Consider the following 18,678-nt stretch of genomic DNA (forward strand, 5'->3'; position numbering starts at 1 on the left):
CAAATGACCCTGAAAAATGATTTCAGCAGTATCCGGCAATGGGATAATGAAAATTTCATCCATCCTTGGGAAAGAATGGCCCATATTGGTAAAAACCAACGCACTTTCACTGAATCCTCCCGTGGGATCTACCTAACAACAGAGACCGGCAAGCGGTTGATCGACGGGTCGGCGGGTAAGTGGTGCGTTCAGATCGACTACGGGCCGTAAGCGTCCCCGTCGTCTTCAACGGGTTGATTGGAATGATCGCACGTCATTGTAATCACCTTTCAATGTTTGCTTATTTTAATTCACGTAAAATGCGGAAACCTGCTTTCGTGGTTCTGGTTGAAGGTCGAGCAGATCCACGAGCAGCAACACGCGAAAAATCCATCGCGGCCCAATATGCACCGCCTCTTGTCACACGGTTTTTACATTCTGGGAGCCTCGCCATTTCATGATAGACGCTTGTGGTTGCCCAACCCGCGTGGCTTTCGGTTCGGCAAGACAGCGTTCGTTCCGCGACGTTTCCAGACATGTGGCGCAAACCCCAGTTGTTGGCCGCATCCAACTCGTTGACCCGCACCGGTTTGTCGCGCGATAGAAGCTCCGGGCGTTCTTCCCCCAACATTTCCTCTGTTGAACTACCTAGGAAATTCGCTTGATCCGTCGTTATTTCTTCGCCCTGAGCGAAGGGAGTCTGAGTTCCCGCCCGCGCGGCGTATTCCCATTCCGCTTCAGTCGGCAGACGATAGACCTGGGCTCCAACTTTTTCGTTCAGCCACTCGGTGTAAGTCAGCGCGTCGATATACGACACATCGATCACAGGGAAGCTCCCAGTGGCTTTCGCACGAGGTTCACGAGGTACAAGGACATAATCTTGGGGAATGTGTCCATTGCAACCATCATCGTTGACACATGCCATCCACTGGTCGTGAGTCACTTCGTTTCTGCCCATTGCAAAAGGAATGTCGACCGTAACTGAATGTACCGGCCCTTCATGGTGCGCAATATATGGGTCTTCGGACGTTGCCAGACGCATGTTTCCCGACCCGTCGAAGTGAAAATTCCGTCTGGATTCTCCTGGTGACCCACCCATTAAGAACTGACCGAGTGGCAAGGCGATCATTTCTGGGCAGACACCACATTCCTGGAACATTTCCAGCGGCGCGACTTCGGTCCCGTCTGTTAGAAGATACTCCGCTGCAACTGGCAGAGCGACGACCTGCAAGGCTCCCGTGAGAGCCGCAATTTTTAGTTTCATCGAAGCTATTTCCTGAGGCCTGTCGTGACAAAAACGGTTGCTCTTTTTTGTCGTCGAATAAACGCGCATACACCCAGTGGTTGCAATTGAAAAAATACGTCTGCCTTGTTGGTCAGTGCGCTCCGTCTGCGATAAGCCACGATTCTAAGCCCGTTAACACGCACTGTCGAATATCTGGTTGTTTGCAGGCGTGGTGTTATCCGCGTCCCGATGTATCCCACCAATGCGATTGCATGAACTGCTGGATCGCTATCGTTTGGCCGCTCAGTTTCTCGACTGTTCCCGGGGTCAACTCGAGTGCCATCCATGCCTCGGTCGCTGTCAACAAGTCAGGGTATGGTGTTTGCTTGTCAGTCTGGGCAAACCCGTACCGAGGATAGAACGTCGGCACGCCCAACACGAACACAGCGTCTGCTCCGGTGGACGTGAGTTGGCGTATGCTCGTTTCCATGATCTCCTTGCCAACACCACGGCCTTGATATTCTGGTGACACCCCGCAAGGCGCCAGCAGGTAACATTTTGTGGCAAGATGGTCCTTGAAGACAAAGGGTGTGAACAGCACGTTTCCAGCAATCTTCCCATCGCGTTTGGCGCTGATTGAGATCGTATCCGGGCGATCGAGGAAATCCTTGGCCAGCTGTGCGATTTCCGCGCCTTCAGCTTCACCAAATGCCAAGCGATGAACTTCCAAAATGGCTTCAATATCTGTTTGTGTCATGGGATTTTCCTATCTTTGGTTCATTTGGGCGTGCACGGATTTGATCCCTGAGGCAGTTGCCCGGTAGGGTCGACCATTCTTTGATTGAATGAAGCGCCGCTTCAGAAGGCATTGAAAGACGGTGAGTGTGCAATTTTCCAACACATGTCCGTTGCGGGTGTAGCATGTGATGGTGTGGATTTTGCCATTTGCCAAACGTTCGTGATGGATCGACCCGCCGAGCGCGAGTTCATGCAAAACACGCTGTTCGTGCTTTGAGATATTCATTGGGATGTCTCGATTTTACGAAAATACAGAAACAGGACACTCAGCGTCGCGCGTGAGTGTGCCCATTAATGTTGGTGTTCCTGAATTTGCTTCGCCAGGAACGGGCGTTAGGCCCGAGACTCTTTCATAAAATCTCCATCGAGTGAGGCGCGCCGCCTCAGACGTGGAGAGCAGATAGGCCTTCACCCAAGTTGGGTCAATATGGGTGGCAGAATTTTTCAGGGGTGTCACAATGTGGGCATTCGCTGCGACACACCACTGTGGGAGTATGGGCTCTCTGCCGCCATTCTCTGCGAAGCGCTTTAACTGGTAGTAAGAGCCCTAAGCAGCCGTTGATCACGCTTCGGTCTTTCGCTCACGCAGCAGGCCGCGAATGCACATTCCGAACGTTCAAAACCAGATTGCTAATAGCGTGTGAGCGGGACTTTTCTGCCATTCGCGTGCTCGCGCTAACGGCTGCTTTTAGCGTGGCATGGTGTTCCAATCCAAATATGTAGTGATTTCATTTCAGGAAAGCTGGCGATCTCATGACAAGCCAAAGTAACGAAGCGAACCAAAACATTTATGATCCAGCATTTGTTGCTGACTTGTTTGATAGGTGTTCCTCGAACTATCGAAAATGGAGTGCTGTAAGTTCCTTTGGCTTTATCTATCTGTGGCGACGTCAATGCGTTGCCCGCCTGATCCCTCCTAAGCAATCCGGTGCTATCGCGGTTGATCTAATGGCAGGTACGGGAGAGGTTTGGCCACATCTTTTACGCCGTTTCCCGAATCTCGACACAGTCACAGCGCTAGATATTTCGCACCGTATGCATTTAGAGGCCGTTGAACGGCTGCACGGCGAATTTGCTCACAAGATTACTCACCTTGAGGCCGACGCATTACAGACCGATCTACCCGTAGATCATGCCGATCTTGTCGTTTCAACTTTTGGCCTAAAGACCTTCGATACCAGCCAGCAAACCGTTTTGGCCAATCAGATTGCACGTATCTTAAAACCGGGTGGCAGCTTTTCATTGATTGAGGCGTCAGACCCTAAAGGCTGGATGCTACGCCCGCTCTACCGATTCTACCTCGATAGGCTTTGCCGCAGATTGAACGGCTTTTCCTAAAGGGCGCTCACGATTTTAGCATGATCGGCACCTACATTCGAAATTTTGAAAGTAGCGCTCATATGGCGGAAGCATTGCGCGATGCTGGCCTAACAGTATCGCTGAAAAAACATGTATTTGGCTGTGCAACCAGCGTTGCTGGGCATAAACCTTCAGCGCTTTCGGAAGATACGCCTTAGCCAAACAACTGCGTTTCCTCGGAGCGGCCATTCTCTGCAGTGGGTTCAGACAGGTGGTTTGAGCCCTGAGCCGCCGTTACCTTTCGGCTGAGTTTCTGCGGATGCATTGGGCCGCTCTCAGCACTTAGCCGACATTGGCCGCCTAGGTGCCCGTCAATTGTTTGAGTGAAATGATCGAATGTCAGCTGCGAGCCCCTAGTTACAACACATCATGAGCAAAATGGCCCTTTACGCTCAGCTGTTCGCTGCGGTATTGATGAGCTACCAGAATTCAACTGCGCTCATCTAGCGCCACACGACAGCTCTAGCGTGTCGAGTATGAAATGCCCCAAAATCGATTTGATGGACTAATGGACTTTGTTTGCGTCCGTTATGGATATTGTGGAGGCGTCATCGACGGAAAACCAATGCATGTAACACATTTCATTCCTGAATATGGGAACGTGTCTGCGAGTGAATTTTCTGAATGGGTGATGTTAGCTGAAAATTACAACCCGGGTTCGAACTTGGGTTTTCGTGACCAGCATAAAAAGGACATAGAGGCTGCATTCATCCAGAACATGGGAAGCGAAGTTGTTCCTGCCAAAGATTTGAGGTGGGATGCCGAAGACTAAGTAAAATAAGTCGGTGCAGCTGAAGCGAATGGCAGCTGCAGTCCGCTCAGCGGTCGTTGGACACCACCGACCAGCCTTATGCCCGATAGAAGTTGTCAGATGACCGGTCTGGCCCCAAAACAGACCCTACTAAACTCACTGTTCTACGGCAGTCAGGGATGCGCCCTTTGACAAAGCAGCCTCGAAAACTCTTGAGATTTGCGCATCGCTCGGTACGGATCGATCATTGGTGGTTTCGGAAAACCAAAGGAACTTACCTGCCTTCTGTTCGGATTGATAGATGCGCAGAACAAGCTCAGCTTGCGAAATATCGAAAGCACGAGGGTCAGTAACTCGAAATAGGAATACGCCACTATAGGTCGACTCAGGGAACTGAAGGTATGATTGCTCGTCGTGATAGGCTAGCCAGTGTGTTTCGTTAAAAAGAACGAATGTCACTTCAGGAGAAACCAGTTCCGCAACCAGCGGCCTTCCGTTCGCATCCTGAACAAACCCTTCCAAGTTGGTCAGGTCGTACGGGCCAGGGCGATAGATTTCTTCGGCAGGACCTTGACCCACCCTAACTTCGAAAACTTTCGAGGCATATCCGCCATCAATCATCATCGCGCATATCAAGGCGCAGTTCGGAGATTGTGATCCAGCGACAAGAACGCTGGCATTTGACATCTTGATGGCTTCTGGCAACACGGCGTCCGCGAGAAATTCATTCGTTGTGCGATTTTGCAGAATGCTGTTCAGGACAGGAATTCCGAAAACCCCTATGGCAGCAACGACCAGCATGCCACTTCCCAGGATCTTTGGCGTGCGCCCACTCCGGAATAGAAGAAACACCCCAATCAGGCAAAACACGCCTACCGCGATGTAGGGCGACAAAATGAGCAACGCATACAGTATGCCAAGATCACTTTCGCCCAATCTGCATTCCTTTCTTAAGCCGATCATCACGCGATTTCGAGCGTTTGCTGGCGATCATCTCATTCAATGTATGCCGCAACAAGCAGGGTTCGACCAGTGCCGCTAAGTCCGCTCAGCTGACCTTGATGCCGTCTGAACCGGCAGGATGTCCAACCGAAACCGTCAGATGACTGGTTTGAGCCCTAAGCAGACCTCCACCGGCATACAAAGCTTCGCTGATGCAGCGAGCCGTGATCCCGCGCAATCCGGACATTGCCTGCTTAAACGGTCAGCATTTCAGCGTAGTCCGTCATCGGTCCGATGTTCAGGAAGACGGGTTCGAGCGGGAGGGTTGATTGCCGCTTAGGTCGAAAGACTACACGCACCTCTTTTTGGTAACAACTGCACTTTGGCGCGTTCGATGCCGACGGAGCAGGAACTATCCACCTCATCCGGTAAGGACCGATTACTTCAAAAGGAGCGTTTGAAGTAGCAGTAATTCAGACTGCGAGAAGTAACTTTTGTTGGCGGAAAGGTAAGTTAACTGGTCAAAAGGCAAAATATCTCTGCATTTGACATCTTGATTTTATTGGTCGGAGTGAGAGGATTCGAACCTCCGACCCCTGCCTCCCGAAGACAGTGCTCTACCAGGCTGAGCTACACTCCGACCGTGGCGGGTGATCTATACCCGAGGATTTGGATGTGCAAGAGGAATTCTGAAGCCTATTCCCGAAGGTTCATGTCGCAATGACCTAATGTAAACTAGCCGGTTTTCGCGCAGATATCACGGCAGCGGATCCGTTCTATACAGCCGGATTTTAGTGCCTCCGTGATCAACAACAGGCCCGGCTGGCAGCAAGGGAAGGCGCGTCGAGCGGGCGAGTGAGGCGCTGCTGGTTACAATGCCCACACGCCACCCCGAAAATCGGGACATCAGGACTTTGCCGAGGCTACCATACAGGGATCGCAGGCGCTTTTCGTCGCCGATCCGTGCGCCATAGGGTGGATTGACGATGACCAACCCGGCTGGACCCTCGGAGGGTTTTATGTCGCTGACTGCGCGTTGGGTAAAACGGGTAATGTGTGACACCCCAGCTTGGTTGGCATTTGTGCTGGCGGCTTCTATGGCTCCGGAATTACGGTCCGAACCTATAAAGGTCAGATCTATGTCCGGCACCGCGCCATGCTGGCGCAGAGCTTGCCAGGCTTGTGCATCAAATCCCGCAAGATCCTCAAACGCGAAACGGCGCGAGCGGCCAGGTTGCAAGCCCAAGGTTATCTCGGCGGCTTCGATCACGAAAGTACCTGAGCCGCACATGGGGTCCAGAACCGGTTCGGATCCGTCAAACCCGCATTCACGCAAGAACATCGCGGCCATGGTTTCGCGCATCGGGGCTTTGGCGATGGCGGGTTTGTGGCCGCGTTTGTGCAATGGGTCCCCGGAAGTATCGACAGAAAGCGTGCACAGATCCTTTTCGATCCGCAGCAAGACGCGCAGGCTGGCTTCGGAAGAAATGGGCGCACCCAGCGTTTCTGAAATTGCGGTTTCAATCCGTTGTTTGGCGGCGCCAGCATGGTAAATGCGGGACTTGCGGCTGGTGGCTTCGACCTTGATGGCGATGTCAGGGCGCAGGAAATCTGCCCATGGAAATTTGCGCGCTCGTTTGTCCAGCTGTGCAAGATGCACCGCCGGGAAGCTGCCCAATCGTACCAATACCTTGTTGGCGCCGCGCAGACACAGATTGGCGCGCCAGACCTCGGACCAGTCGCCTCGGCAACTGACGCCGCCAGGGACTTTGTGGGCCTCGGCGAATCCGTTTTGGATGGCCTCGTCGCATAGTGGGGCTTCGAGGCCGGGTGTCGCGACCAAAAAGATTTCAAGGGTGTCAGATTTTTCCATTCCGCTTGCTTACACCGGAAGTAAAATAGGCGCGACACGCTTTTTTTGTGCTATTTTGGCCGCGTCGTTGCGCGTTCAGAAGAAAGTGACTGTGTTGTGTTGATTTCAGCGGTAACAGGTTTGCGTTTCGAAGCGTCGCCGCGTAAAGGGTCCGTGATCAGAGTAACGCGTGCGGATTTCAGCCGGTTTATGGCGCTTTTGCGACCCTGCTGGCGAAGCAATCCGCGCTATTTGAAGGCCACGAATAAGTGGTAAGATATAGCAGGCGCAGGGAAGAGGCTTGGAAGACAGTAGCGATATGCAAACTTTCAAACTGAAAAAAGGGCTGGAATTGCCGGTTCAGGGTGCTCCTGAGCAGAAAATCCAACCGGGGCCAGAATTTTCGACCGTTGCAGCATTGGGATCAGACTATCTTGGTCTGAAGCCGCGCATGCTGGTGCAGGAAGGTGATGAGGTTCAGCGCGGCACGCCGCTGTTCTGTCACAAGGACGCGCCTGAGGCCATGATAGCGGCCCCGCTCAGCGGTAAGATTATCGCCATCAACCGGGGCGCGCGGCGCGTCCTGCAAAGCGTCGTCATCGAAGTGTCGGATGTTAACGACATGGGCATCGACTTTTCAGGCATCGGTGATGCGGACAGTTCCGACGGTGTGGCCGAAAAGCTGTGCGCCGCTGGTTTGTGGACGGCCTTCCGTACACGCCCGTATTCAAAGATCCCGGTGCCTGGCAGCAAGCCGTCTGCAATTTTCGTCACTGCAATGGACAGTGAGCCGCTGGCCGCTGACGCCGCAGTGATTATCGCGGATGCAGCAGATGCCTTTGCGGCTGGGCTTAGTGCAATCGCGAAACTGACCGAGGGCAAGACCTATCTGTGCCATAGGGACGGTGAGACTGTTCCAGGTGGAGATGTGCCGGGCGTTGAGGTTGCAACCTTTTCCGGACCGCACCCCGCAGGCCTGGCCGGAACGCACATCCATTTTCTGGAACCACTGGCGGGCGACAAACAGGTCTGGACCATCGGCTATCAGGACGTGATCGCTATTGGTCGCCTGATGCAGACCGGTCATCTGGATCCCAATATCGTCATCGCACTTACCGGGCCGGGTGCACGTCAGCCGCGCCTGATCCGCACGGTCATGGGGGCTTCGACCGAGGATCTGACACGCGACGAGGTTAACGTGGATGGCACGGCGCGCATCATCTCGGGTTCGATCCTGTCAGGAAAACATGCAGAAGGACCGACAGCTTATCTCGGTCGTTTCGCGCGTCAGATCACGATTATCCGTGAAGACCACGATCAGATCACGTTGGGCTGGATTCTTCCGATGCCTTCGAAATACGCCGTGCAGCCGGTGCTGGGCTCGGCATTTGCCAAAAAGCTTTATGCTTTTACCAGCAACCTGAACGGCGGACGTCGCGCCATGGTGCCGACCGGCACGTTCGAAGAGTTGATGCCGCAGGACTATCTGCCAACGCAGCTGCTGCGTGCGTTGCTGGTTATGGACACCGACACCGCTCAGGCGCTGGGTGCATTAGAGCTGGACGAAGAGGACCTCGGCCTTGTGGGCTTTGCCTGTCCGGCGAAATATGAATACGGGCTGGCGCTGCGCGACTGTCTGTCCAAAATTGAAAAGGAGGGCTGAGCCGAATGGGTTTGCGCAGCTTCTTTGACCGGATCGAGCCGAACTTTACCAAGGGCGGCAAGTACGAGAAGTATTTCCCCATCTACGAGATGGTGGAAAGCTTCATCTACACTCCGAAGGCCGTCACTTCTGTTGCTCCTCACGCACGGTCATACGTGGATATGAAGCGGATCATGACTTATGTCGTGATTGCCACGATCCCCTGTATTCTTTGGGGAATGTGGAACACCGGATATCAGGCGAACTCGGCCATCGCGGCGCTGGGGGCGGATGCCGCAACCGGCTGGCGGGTTGCCCTTTTGCAGATGTTCGGCATTTCGCTGGACCCATCCAGTATCTTTGCCAACGTGACGCACGGATTGCTGTATTTTCTGCCGATCTACATCGTCACCTTGATCGCGGGCGGTATCTTCGAGGTCGTCTTCGCCACCGTGCGCGGCCATGAGGTGAACGAAGGGTTTCTCGTGACCTCAATGCTCTACACGCTGATCATGCCCGCAACGACGCCCCTGTGGCAGGTCGCGCTGGGGATTATCTTTGGTGTGGTTGTTGGCAAAGAGGTCTTTGGTGGCACTGGCAAAAACTTCCTCAACCCCGCGCTTGTCGGCCGGGCGTTCCTGTATTTTGCTTATCCTGCTCAGATGTCGGGCGATTCAGTCTGGACGCCCGTTGATGGTTTTTCAGGTGCGACCGCGCTGGCGGTTTCGGCGGCTGATGGCTTTCAGGCACTGGCCGCGGACGGCATTACATGGTGGAGCGCGTTTTACGGCACCATTCAGGGCAGCTTTGGCGAGACATCTACACTGGCCTGTATCATCGGTCTGGCCTTCCTGCTGCTGACCAAGATCGCCAATTATCGCTTGATCGTGGGCTGTCTGGCTGGAACGATCGCCTTTACCTGGTTGTTGAACCTGATCGGTTCCGACACCAATCCGATGTTCGCAATGCCATGGTACTGGCATGTCGTACTGGGCGGCTATGCCTTTGGTCTGGCCTTTATGGTGACCGAACCCGTTTCGGCCAGCCATACCAATGTGGGCCGCTATGTCTACGGTGCGCTGATCGGTGTCATGGTTGTGTTGATCCGTGTGGTGAACCCGGCTTTCCCCGAAGGCATGATGCTGGCAATCCTGTTCGGCAACGTGTTTGCGCCGCTGATCGACTATTTCGTCGTTCAGGCCAACATCAAACGGAGGGCGCGTCGCCATGTCTGATACGCAATCCCGAAAGCCCAAGGGCGCGATTGCCCGTTTTCTGGCGGCCTCACCGGATTCCGTTGGCAAGACGATCTTTGTCGCGGTTGCCGTTTGTCTTGTCGCCTCGATGATCGTGTCGGCTGCTGCTGTCAGCCTGCGCCCCGTACAAGAAGCGAATAAGCTGAAGGACAAGCAGGTCAACGTGTTGCAGGTGGCGGGGGTCTTTGAGCCCGGTATCGACGTGACAGAAGCCTTCGCAGCGTTCGAGCCGCATGTGCTGGACCTCGCCACCGGCGATTTCGTCGATGATCAGTTCGACCCGGCTACATTTGACGATCTGGCTGCGGCCAGTGACCCTGAACTAAGCGTTGCGCTGGATGATGACCCGGCAGGCATTGGCCGCAAAGCCAAATATCGCGTGATCTATCTGTTGCGTGACGATGCGGGCGCTTTGGATAAAGCTATCCTGCCGCTGCACGGTTATGGTCTTTGGTCGACGCTGTATGGCTTTATCGCGCTGGAGAACAACGGCAACGATATCTACGGCCTGCAATTCTATCAACATGGTGAAACACCGGGCCTTGGGGCCGAGGTGGACAACCCGCGCTGGAAAGCGCTGTGGAATGGCAAGAAACTGCGCGATGATGCGGGCGATCTGCAAATCACCGTCGCCAAGTCACAACCCGCTGCCGGACCCGATTTCTATATCGACGCGCTGGCCGGTGCGACGCTGACCTCGGTCGGTGTTGATAATCTGGTGAAATTCTGGATGGGTGACGCGGGCTATGGCCCGTTCCTGGCCAAACTGCAAGCAGGAGATCTCTGATGTCCCAGACAAAGAAAGAGCTGTTGGTCGATCCGCTGGTCGACAACAACCCGATCACCTTGCAGGTGCTGGGTATTTGTTCCGCATTGGCGGTGACCTCGTCCCTGCAGGTGGCCTTCGTGATGGCGCTGGCGGTGACGTTTGTGACCGCATTTGCATCGATGTTTATTTCGATACTGCGCAATCAAATCCCCGGTTCGATCCGGATTATCGTGCAGATGGTGATTATCGCCTCGCTGGTAATTCTGGTCGATCAGATCCTCAAGGCCTACGCATTCCAGATCTCAAAAACTCTGTCGGTCTTTGTCGGTCTGATCATCACCAACTGTATCGTGATGGGCCGCGCCGAAGCGTTCGCCATGAAAAACCCACCGGTGGCATCGTTCATCGACGGGATCGGCAACGGCCTTGGCTATGGTCTGATCCTGATGCTGGTTGGTTTCATTCGTGAATTGTTCGGCTCAGGCAGCCTGTTCGGCGTGACAATTCTGCAGACCGTGAACAACGGGGGGTGGTATGTACCCAACGGCCTGCTGCTGCTGCCGCCGTCCGCCTTCTTCGTGATCGGTCTGCTGATCTGGGCTTTCCGGACATGGAAACCGAACCAGGTCGAAGACCGCGAGTACAAAATCCAGCAGGCAGAGGCACACTGATGGAAGGTCTTATCTCTCTGGCCGTAAAGGCCATCTTTGTCGAAAACCTTGCGCTCAGCTTTTTCCTTGGCATGTGTACCTTCATCGCCGTGTCGAAAAAGATCTCAACCGCGCTGGGTCTGGGGATTTCGGTCATGGTCGTGCAAGCCATTACCGTTCCGGCCAACAACCTGTTGTTGACCTATCTGCTGAAGCCGGGCGCTTTGGCCTGGGCCGGGTTCCCGGATGTGGATCTGACCTTCCTTGGCCTGATCTCGTATATCGGCGTAATTGCGGCGATGGTGCAGATCCTCGAAATGGTGCTCGATAAGTATTTTCCACCCCTTTACAACGCGCTGGGGATTTTCCTGCCGCTGATCACTGTGAACTGCGCCATCTTGGGTGGTTCGCTGTTCATGGTAGAGCGTGACTATAACTTTGCCGAGGCAGCCACATATGGCATCTCGTCGGGCTTCGGCTGGGCGTTGGCCATCACCGCGATGGCGGGCGTGCGCGAAAAGCTGAAATATTCGGATATTCCCGATGGCTTGCAGGGTCTGGGTATCACCTTCATCACCGCGGGACTGATGGCGATGGCCTTCATGTCTTTCTCGGGCGTGAAGCTGTAAGGAGGGCAAGGGAATGGAAACTTTTTCACTCGGCGTTGCCCTTTTTACCGTCATCGTTCTGGCGCTGGTTGCGATCATTCTGGCGGCGCGCTCGAAACTGGTATCGACCGGCGATGTGAACATCACAATCAACGGCGAAAAGACTATCTCGGTACCTGCGGGCGGCAAATTACTGCAAACATTGGCGGCTGAAAAACTGTTCGTGCCGTCGGCCTGTGGCGGCGGCGGCACCTGTGCGCAATGTCGTGTGCGTGTACATTCGGGCGGCGGGTCGATCCTGCCGACCGAGGAAAGCCACATCACCAAGCGCGAAGCGTCCTGCGGCGACCGGCTGTCTTGTCAAGTTGCGGTTAAACAGGACATGGACATTGAAGTTCCTGAAGAGGTATTTGGCGTCAAGAAATGGGAATGCACCGTTCGGTCGAACGAGAACGTGGCAACCTTCATCAAAGCTTTGACACTGGATTTGCCCGAAGGCGAGGATGTGAATTTCCGCGCTGGTGGCTACATCCAGATCGAAGCCCCGGCACACCAACTTGCCTATACCGATTTTGATGTCGAGGAGGAGTATCGCGAGGATTGGGACAGGTTCAATCTGTGGCAGTACAAATCCACGGTGTCTGAGCCGATTGAGCGTGCCTATTCCATGGCGAACTATCCTGATGAGCGTGGCATGATCATGCTCAACGTCCGTGTAGCCTCACCGCCGCCGGGGTCTGAGGGTATTCCCGCTGGTCAGATGTCGTCTTATATCTTTAACCTGAAACCGGGTGACAAGGTCACTATTTCAGGTCCGTTCGGTGAATTCTTCGCCCGCGAAACCGGGAAAGAGATGGTGTTCATCGGTGGTGGCGCCGGCATGGCGCCGATGCGCAGCCATATCTTTGATCAGCTCAAACGCCTTGAGAACCGCAACCGCAAGATCAGCTTCTGGTACGGCGCGCGGTCGAAGAAAGAGATGTTCTTTGTCGAGGATTTCGACACGCTGGCCGAGGAATTCGATAACTTTGAATGGCATGTGGCACTGTCGGACGCTCAGCCCGAGGATGACTGGAAAGGCTATACCGGCTTCATCCACAATGTCCTGTTCGACGAATACCTCAAGAACCACCCTGCGCCCGAGGATTGCGAATACTACATGTGTGGTCCGCCAATCATGAACCAATCGGTCATCAATATGCTGTTGGATATGGGCGTGGACCGTGAAGATATCATGCTTGACGATTTCGGCGGGTAGCAGACAAAAAAGCCGGCGCATCAAGCGCCGGTTTCCTTTTTTGACAAGGTTGCTTTCCCGTCTACAACCTCAGGTCGCTGGCCTCGCGCGGGAGGCAGGATTTGATATCATAGACAACGCTTTTTGGCTTGCCGTATAGCCGGAATTGGTTGGGGGCGAGGGCCAGATATTCCTGATGGGCAACGGCCAGGACGACCCCGTCATAGGTGCCCTGTTTGGGCTGATCTGTCAGTGAAAGCCCATATTCTGCCTGCGCGGCTTGAGAATCTGCATGTGGGTCATGCACATCCACGGTCACACCGTAGCTCTGCAATTCCTCGATGATATCAACGACACGCGTATTGCGCAGGTCTGGGCAGTTTTCCTTGAACGTCAGTCCCATCACCAGCACCCGCGCGCCGCCTACATCAATCCCTTCGCGGATCATCCGCTTGATCAATTGCGACACCACATAATCGCCCATTCTGTCATTCAGCCTGCGACCGGCCAGAATGATCTGAGGGTGGTGCCCGACGGCTTCGGCCTTGTGGGTCAGGTAGTAGGGGTCCACCCCAATGCAATGCCCGCCGACCAGACCGGGTCGGAAAGGCAGAAAGTTCCATTTGGTTCCTGCGGCGCGCAGCACTGCATCCGTGTCGATGTCCATCCGGCCAAAAATCATGGCCAATTCGTTGACGAGGGCGATATTCAGGTCGCGCTGAGTGTTTTCGATTACTTTTGCGGCCTCGGCCACGCGGATGCTTTCGGCCTTATGGGTCCCCGCGGAAATAATCCGGGCGTAAAGCGCATCGACCAGATCCGCAGCTTGCGGGGTAGAACCTGACGTGACCTTGCAGATATCGGCAATCCGGTGGGTTTTGTCCCCGGGATTGATGCGTTCCGGACTGTATCCGGCAAAGAAGTCCTTGTTGAAACGCAGACCAGAGACGCGTTCCAGCACCGGGACACAGTCTTCTTCGGTTGCGCCGGGATAGACCGTGGATTCATAGATGACCAGATCTCCGGGTTTCAGGACCCCACCAACGGTTTCCGACGCGCTCAGCAGCGGTTTCAGATCCGGTTGTTTGCCCGCAGTTATCGGCGTTGGAACGGTGACAATGTAAGTGTCACAGGACGTCAGGTCGCTGACATCGGTTGTAAACGTCAGGCTGGTTGCCTCCGCCAGATCATCAGGTTCGACCTCTTGCGTGGCATCCTGACCCGCGCGGAGGGCATCGATCCGCGCAGGGTTGATGTCAAACCCGACAACGGAACCGGTTTTCCCGAAGGCAACCGCCAAAGGCAGGCCAACATAACCCAGCCCGATGACAGCAATCTTGCGTGTGGTGGGATTTGTTTCAAACATTCAGGCGCCCTAGGTCACTTGCCGTGGTAGTCACGGAACCAGTCCACGAATTCGGCGATCCCATCCTTGAAGTCCGTCTGTGGGCGATACCCGGTCAAGCGTTGCAACAGGTCCGTGTTGGCCCATGTCGCGGGAACATCCCCCATCTGCATTGGCATGTAATTGCGGATCGCCTCTTTGCCCACAGCGGCTTCGATGGCTTCGACAAAATCCATCAGCCTCACTTTGTCACCGTTGCCGATATTGACCACGCGGTAAGGCGCGACGGGGGACAGGCTGTCGCCGTCTTCAATCTCATCCGCACTGGCGGGTCGGACCGGAGGGACATCGACCAACAACCGAATGCCGCGCACCAGATCGTCTACATTGGTAAAGTCGCGATACATGTCGCCGTGATTGTAGATGTCGATCGGACGGCCATCCAGAATGGCATCGACGAATTTGTACAGTGCCAGATCCGGGCGCCCCCACGTGCCGTAGACAGTGAAGAACCGGAACATGGTGGTCGGCAGGTCCCACAGATGGGCGTAGGAATGGCCCATCGCTTCGTTTGCCTTTTTGGTGGCAGCGTAAATCGTCAGCTGAGTGTCGGCCTTTTCCACTTCGGTAAAGGGCATTTCCTCGTTGGCGCCATAGACCGATGAGGTTGAGGCCATCAACAGGTGATCGACTTTGTGCTGGCGGGCGACCTCCATCACGTTGAAGGTGCCTACGACGTTGGAATCTATATAGCTGCGCGGGTTTTCCAGACTGTAGCGTACGCCGGCTTGTGCTGCGAGATGGACGATGATCTCGGGCTGAAACTCATCCGCGACTTGCATCAGGCGGTCGTGGTTTTCCAGCAGATCTTCGGTTGCTGTGAAACCCGGTGTCTGCAGCAGCATCTGATGGCGTCGTTGTTTCAGGGTGACGTCATAGTAATCCGTCATGCCGTCATAGCCGTGAACCTGGAACCCTTCGGACAACAGCAACTTTGCCAGATGAAACCCGATAAAACCTGCCGTACCCGTAACCAAAACCCGTTTCATAATGCCCTCGACCACAATTTAGAACTCTGCGCCCATCAGGGATACGTTCCCCGGTGCGAGGTCAAGGGGATTTTCCCGTGTCGGGTGTCATATCAAGCGTGTGACAGCTGTAATCAACCAATTGGCACCCCGGGGATTTGCCGATTGTCGTCACGGTTCGAGGCGGGTAGGGATAAACACGCATGGTAAAAGATTGGATCAGAGGGCTGTTCAGGCAGGATACGGCGCAGGACGTGGATGTTCTTGTGTCCGAGATCGCGCCGGACGAGCGGTTTATCTCGGTTGGTGATATCCACGGGCGGCTTGATCTTCTGCAGTCGCTTCTGGCCCGCCTTGACGATGACTGCCCGTTGATTTTTGTCGGTGATTATGTGGACCGGGGCGATTACAGCGCGCAGGTCCTGCGCCAGCTTCATCATCTAAGCAAAAGCTCGGATGGCAGGGTGGTCTGCCTGTTGGGCAATCATGAAGAGATGTTGTTGCGCTTTGTCGAGAATCCAAAATGGGCGGCACGGCTATGGCTGCATAATGGCGGTGTGCGAACGCTGGCCTCGTTCGGAGTCAAGGGCACCAGTGAGGCGGCTGTCGGAGACGATGCAATCGCCATCGCTGACCAATTGCAGCGGGCGATGGGTGATGAATTGCTGACATGGCTTGCAGACCGTCCTCTGACGTGGACCAGTGGCAATGTGACCGTGGTGCATGCTGCCCTGGATCCGCAACAGCCGGTGCAGGACCAAGCCCGCCAGAATTGCTTATGGGGCCATCCCATGTTTCCAAGTCAACCCCGGCAGGATGGGCAATGGGTGGTACATGGGCACACGATTGTGGGTCATGCGCAGGCGAAAAACGGGATCGTGTCTATCGATACCGGCGCATTTGCAACAAATCGGCTTACGGCTGCCGAGATTTTCAAAGGGGGCGTGCGGTTCACGTCTACCGGGTAGGCATGTCAGAGGTGTAGCTGCGTCGAGACGGACAGGCCCAGTTGGGCTTGTATCCGGAAAGACGCAGGTTCAAACCCTATCCGACAATCATCTGCTTCATCCGCAGGGCTTCGTATTCCAGTTCGTTCAATCGGAAATGCACCACGTCGCCGATGGTGATGACGCCGTGAAGGTTGCCGTCTTTGAGAACCGGCATATGGCGAAAGCGGCCTTCGGTCATGGTCTTCAGCACGTCATTCAGCAGGTCTTCGGGCGTACAGGACTGAACCTCGCGCGTCATAAGGTCCTGGACCGATTGCGGCAGGGTCTGTCCCGGCGTATCCGCCATGCGCCGCACGATGTCCCGCTCGGACAGGATGCCCTGCAGCGTTCCGTTCTGGTCGGTAACGACCACTGCACCGATCCGCTTTTCCTTGAGGGTATTCACCACCGAATGAATCGTATCATTGGGGCGTACCGAAAACACCGCATCGCCTTTGCCCTCAAGCAGTTTAGCCACGGTCGTATGGGTATGCGACAGATTTGAATCGACCGATTGACTGTAGGTGCCAGCTTCTGCCTTGTCGCCACGTGTCGGGGGCTGATAAGAGCTTGGGGCCATGGGCAATCTCCTCCTGCTATTGCAATGCCTTTCCCTTTCACCTTAGCGCAGCTAAACGACCTGTATAGGGTGCAAATGCTCGGATCGGCAAAATCCAGAGCCAAACGCAGGAGCCCAAGCCTTTGAATGATCTGTATCTTACACCACCCGTGGCCGCGCTGATTTTCTTTGCGGTGGTCGTATGTGGCCACAATTTCCGGATGGCGTGGAAACAGCAATCACCGGGGTGGCAAAAGCGTGCGTGGTTGTTTGGAGTTCCGGCAGGCATCGGTCTTCTGGTGCTCGGCTTTGTGCCGCTGAAACTCTGATCGCGGTTTGACTCTGATAGGGTGCGCTGGCATATGCCGGGCACGGATTTCCCAGGAGAACGCCCAATGCGTCTTTTGCCTGTATTGGCCTTAGCAACACTTGTTTCCGGCTGCCTGTTTGACAAGGAACCCGAAGTGGTCCGTCTGTCAGGCGAGACGATGGGGACCACCTTCAACATCACTGCCATTGGGGAAGATCTGGACGAGGCCACTCTTGCTCAGGCCGTCGAAGCGACGCTGGCCGAGGTCAACGCCAAGATGTCGAATTGGGATTCAAATTCCGAAGTCTCCACGTTCTCGGCCTCAATCAGTACTGATCCGATGCCTGTCTCCGAAGAATTCGCGCAGGTCTTGGCCGCCGCGAATGAGGTGCATGAGAAGACGGGCGGTGCATTTGACGTGACCCTCGGGCCGCTGATCGAGCTTTGGGGCTTTGGCCCGCGTACACCCGAAGATCCGGTGCCTTCGGACACCGACATTCAGGCCGCACTGAACGGCGTGGGTCAAAACCGGCTTCTGACGCTGGACCGCGAGGCGGGTACATTGGCGAAATCTGATGCCAGAGTCGGAATCAACTTGTCCGCCATTGCAAAGGGCTATGGCATTGATGCGGTGGCCACGACGTTACGCGACGCGGGAATCGAAGATTATCTGGTCGAAATCGGCGGCGATCTCGTGGCCAAGGGTCAGAACGATCAAGACGAGGCTTGGCGGATCGGTATCGAAAAGCCCGAAGCGGGCGCGCAAAGCGTGCAACTGATCGTATCGCTGGACGATCTTGGCATGGCCAGCTCGGGCGACTATAAGAATTTCTTCGAACAGGACGGTGTGCGTTATTCGCACATTATTGACCCGACGACAGGACGCCCGATCACGCATCATACGACGTCCGTGACCGTTCTGGCCGACAATGCGATGATGGCCGATGCCTGGGCGACCGCGATGCTGGCGCTGGGGCAGGAAAAGGGTCTGGAACTGGCAGAGAAGCATAAACTTGCCGTGTATTTTATCTCGCGGGATGTGACAGGCGGTGACGAAGCCTATATCACCGTACACAGCACCGCCTTCAAAGACGCACTTGGAACCAACTGACAGGTAGGAACCGCGATGAGCACCTTTATTCTGGCCTTCGTATTGCTGATGATCATCATGGTCGGCATGTCCTTGGGTGTCATGCTGATGGGCAAGACCATCAAGGGCAGCTGCGGTGGTTTGAACGCGATCTCGGGCGCGGATAAATGCGTGGTCTGCCAAAAAGACGTCGATCCGGACAGCCCGCTACGGGATCAGCTGCAGTGCAAGCGCGCGAAAAAGATGCTGGAGCAGATGGAGCGGCAAGCCTAGCGGCGGTTCCACTTCG

22 protein-coding genes and 1 tRNA gene are annotated in these 18,678 nt (G+C 55.0%); 14 read left to right on the forward strand and 9 right to left on the reverse strand.

Annotated elements, in window-relative coordinates:
* Positions 1-3: 3 nt before the first annotated feature.
* On the forward strand, positions 4-210 hold the full coding sequence (locus HW561_RS10605; RefSeq protein WP_176864498.1) for a hypothetical protein: 207 nt from the start codon (positions 4-6) through the stop codon (positions 208-210).
* Between the two features lie 70 nt (positions 211-280).
* On the opposite strand, the gene HW561_RS10610 is transcribed toward HW561_RS10605, so the two are convergent.
* The 3 genes from HW561_RS10610 to HW561_RS10620 form a co-directional block, all read right to left on the reverse strand.
* Positions 281-1,243 carry a formylglycine-generating enzyme family protein gene (locus HW561_RS10610; protein WP_176864500.1) on the reverse strand — a complete coding sequence of 321 codons (963 nt, stop codon included), beginning with the start codon at positions 1,241-1,243 and terminating at the stop codon, positions 281-283.
* 196 nt (positions 1,244-1,439) lie between these two features.
* Positions 1,440-1,961 (reverse strand): GNAT family N-acetyltransferase, encoded by a 522-nt coding sequence (locus HW561_RS10615; RefSeq protein WP_176864501.1) that lies wholly within the window; start codon positions 1,959-1,961, stop codon positions 1,440-1,442.
* 9 nt (positions 1,962-1,970) lie between these two features.
* Entirely contained in the window at positions 1,971-2,228 is a 258-nt protein-coding gene (locus HW561_RS10620; protein ID WP_176864503.1) for a YjhX family toxin, read from the reverse strand.
* Positions 2,229-2,755: 527 nt separating this feature from the next.
* On the opposite strand from HW561_RS10620, the gene HW561_RS10625 reads away from it, so the two are divergent.
* The 3 genes from HW561_RS10625 (at position 2,756) to HW561_RS10630 (ending at position 4,133) form a co-directional block, all read left to right on the forward strand.
* Entirely contained in the window at positions 2,756-3,340 is a 585-nt protein-coding gene (locus HW561_RS10625; protein WP_235962863.1) for a class I SAM-dependent methyltransferase, read from the forward strand.
* Between the two features lie 20 nt (positions 3,341-3,360).
* Complete coding sequence (locus tag HW561_RS23910; protein WP_235962864.1) at positions 3,361-3,519, forward strand: hypothetical protein; 159 nt, start codon at positions 3,361-3,363, stop codon at positions 3,517-3,519.
* Between the two features lie 407 nt (positions 3,520-3,926).
* A complete protein-coding gene (locus HW561_RS10630; RefSeq protein ID WP_176864505.1) occupies positions 3,927-4,133 on the forward strand; it encodes a hypothetical protein in 207 nt (68 codons plus the stop codon).
* A 135-nt stretch (positions 4,134-4,268) separates the two neighbouring features.
* Here the strand turns inward: HW561_RS10630 and HW561_RS10635 are convergent, their stop codons facing one another.
* The 3 genes from HW561_RS10635 to HW561_RS10645 all read right to left on the reverse strand — a co-directional run bounded on the left by HW561_RS10635 (position 4,269) and on the right by HW561_RS10645 (position 6,927).
* Positions 4,269-4,913: a hypothetical protein gene (locus HW561_RS10635; protein WP_176864507.1), complete on the reverse strand. Its 645-nt coding sequence runs from the start codon at positions 4,911-4,913 to the stop codon at positions 4,269-4,271.
* 704 nt (positions 4,914-5,617) lie between these two features.
* Positions 5,618-5,694: transfer RNA gene (locus HW561_RS10640), tRNA-Pro, on the reverse strand.
* 117 nt (positions 5,695-5,811) lie between these two features.
* Complete coding sequence (locus HW561_RS10645) at positions 5,812-6,927, reverse strand: THUMP domain-containing class I SAM-dependent RNA methyltransferase (protein WP_176864509.1); 1,116 nt, start codon at positions 6,925-6,927, stop codon at positions 5,812-5,814.
* Between the two features lie 298 nt (positions 6,928-7,225).
* On the opposite strand from HW561_RS10645, the gene HW561_RS10650 reads away from it, so the two are divergent.
* From HW561_RS10650 to nqrF, 6 genes are read left to right on the forward strand one after another with little or no spacing between them, the layout of a single operon-like run.
* Complete coding sequence (locus tag HW561_RS10650) at positions 7,226-8,569, forward strand: Na(+)-translocating NADH-quinone reductase subunit A (protein WP_176864511.1); 1,344 nt, start codon at positions 7,226-7,228, stop codon at positions 8,567-8,569.
* Between the two features lie 5 nt (positions 8,570-8,574).
* Positions 8,575-9,783, forward strand: coding sequence for an NADH:ubiquinone reductase (Na(+)-transporting) subunit B (locus tag HW561_RS10655; RefSeq protein WP_176864513.1), 1,209 nt, complete (start codon positions 8,575-8,577; stop codon positions 9,781-9,783).
* Positions 9,776-10,591, forward strand: a complete 816-nt coding sequence (locus tag HW561_RS10660) for a Na(+)-translocating NADH-quinone reductase subunit C (RefSeq protein ID WP_176864515.1) — start codon at positions 9,776-9,778, stop codon at positions 10,589-10,591. The genes HW561_RS10655 and HW561_RS10660 overlap by 8 nt, the downstream gene beginning before the upstream one ends.
* Positions 10,591-11,244, forward strand: a complete 654-nt coding sequence (locus HW561_RS10665; protein ID WP_176864517.1) for an NADH:ubiquinone reductase (Na(+)-transporting) subunit D — start codon at positions 10,591-10,593, stop codon at positions 11,242-11,244. The genes HW561_RS10660 and HW561_RS10665 overlap by 1 nt, the downstream gene beginning before the upstream one ends.
* Complete coding sequence (gene nqrE, locus HW561_RS10670) at positions 11,244-11,852, forward strand: NADH:ubiquinone reductase (Na(+)-transporting) subunit E (protein ID WP_176864519.1); 609 nt, start codon at positions 11,244-11,246, stop codon at positions 11,850-11,852. Before HW561_RS10665 ends, nqrE begins: the two co-directional genes overlap by 1 nt.
* Before the next feature lie 13 nt (positions 11,853-11,865).
* A complete protein-coding gene (gene nqrF / locus HW561_RS10675; protein WP_176864521.1) occupies positions 11,866-13,089 on the forward strand; it encodes an NADH:ubiquinone reductase (Na(+)-transporting) subunit F in 1,224 nt (407 codons plus the stop codon).
* Between the two features lie 61 nt (positions 13,090-13,150).
* On the opposite strand, the gene tviB is transcribed toward nqrF, so the two are convergent.
* Complete coding sequence (tviB, locus tag HW561_RS10680) at positions 13,151-14,434, reverse strand: Vi polysaccharide biosynthesis UDP-N-acetylglucosamine C-6 dehydrogenase TviB (RefSeq protein ID WP_176864523.1); 1,284 nt, start codon at positions 14,432-14,434, stop codon at positions 13,151-13,153.
* 14 nt (positions 14,435-14,448) lie between these two features.
* Positions 14,449-15,462: an NAD-dependent epimerase/dehydratase family protein gene (locus HW561_RS10685; protein WP_176864524.1), complete on the reverse strand. Its 1,014-nt coding sequence runs from the start codon at positions 15,460-15,462 to the stop codon at positions 14,449-14,451.
* A 182-nt stretch (positions 15,463-15,644) separates the two neighbouring features.
* On the opposite strand from HW561_RS10685, the gene HW561_RS10690 reads away from it, so the two are divergent.
* Entirely contained in the window at positions 15,645-16,409 is a 765-nt protein-coding gene (locus HW561_RS10690; protein ID WP_176864525.1) for a metallophosphoesterase, read from the forward strand.
* 76 nt (positions 16,410-16,485) lie between these two features.
* Here the strand turns inward: HW561_RS10690 and HW561_RS10695 are convergent, their stop codons facing one another.
* The gene (locus tag HW561_RS10695; protein WP_176864527.1) at positions 16,486-17,010 is read right to left on the reverse strand and encodes a CBS domain-containing protein; all 525 of its coding nucleotides are present in this window, start codon (positions 17,008-17,010) and stop codon (positions 16,486-16,488) included.
* Between the two features lie 122 nt (positions 17,011-17,132).
* On the opposite strand from HW561_RS10695, the gene HW561_RS10700 reads away from it, so the two are divergent.
* From HW561_RS10700 to nqrM, 3 genes are all read left to right on the forward strand, one after another.
* Positions 17,133-17,318 carry a hypothetical protein gene (locus HW561_RS10700; RefSeq protein ID WP_176864528.1) on the forward strand — a complete coding sequence of 62 codons (186 nt, stop codon included), beginning with the start codon at positions 17,133-17,135 and terminating at the stop codon, positions 17,316-17,318.
* A gap of 66 nt (positions 17,319-17,384) precedes the next feature.
* Entirely contained in the window at positions 17,385-18,410 is a 1,026-nt protein-coding gene (locus HW561_RS10705) for an FAD:protein FMN transferase (protein WP_176864530.1), read from the forward strand.
* A 15-nt stretch (positions 18,411-18,425) separates the two neighbouring features.
* Positions 18,426-18,662 (forward strand): (Na+)-NQR maturation NqrM, encoded by a 237-nt coding sequence (gene nqrM, locus HW561_RS10710; RefSeq protein WP_176864532.1) that lies wholly within the window; start codon positions 18,426-18,428, stop codon positions 18,660-18,662.
* Positions 18,663-18,678: the final 16 nt, after the last annotated feature.

The organism is Ruegeria haliotis, from assembly GCF_013377785.1.
GTDB lineage: Bacteria > Pseudomonadota > Alphaproteobacteria > Rhodobacterales > Rhodobacteraceae > Ruegeria > Ruegeria haliotis.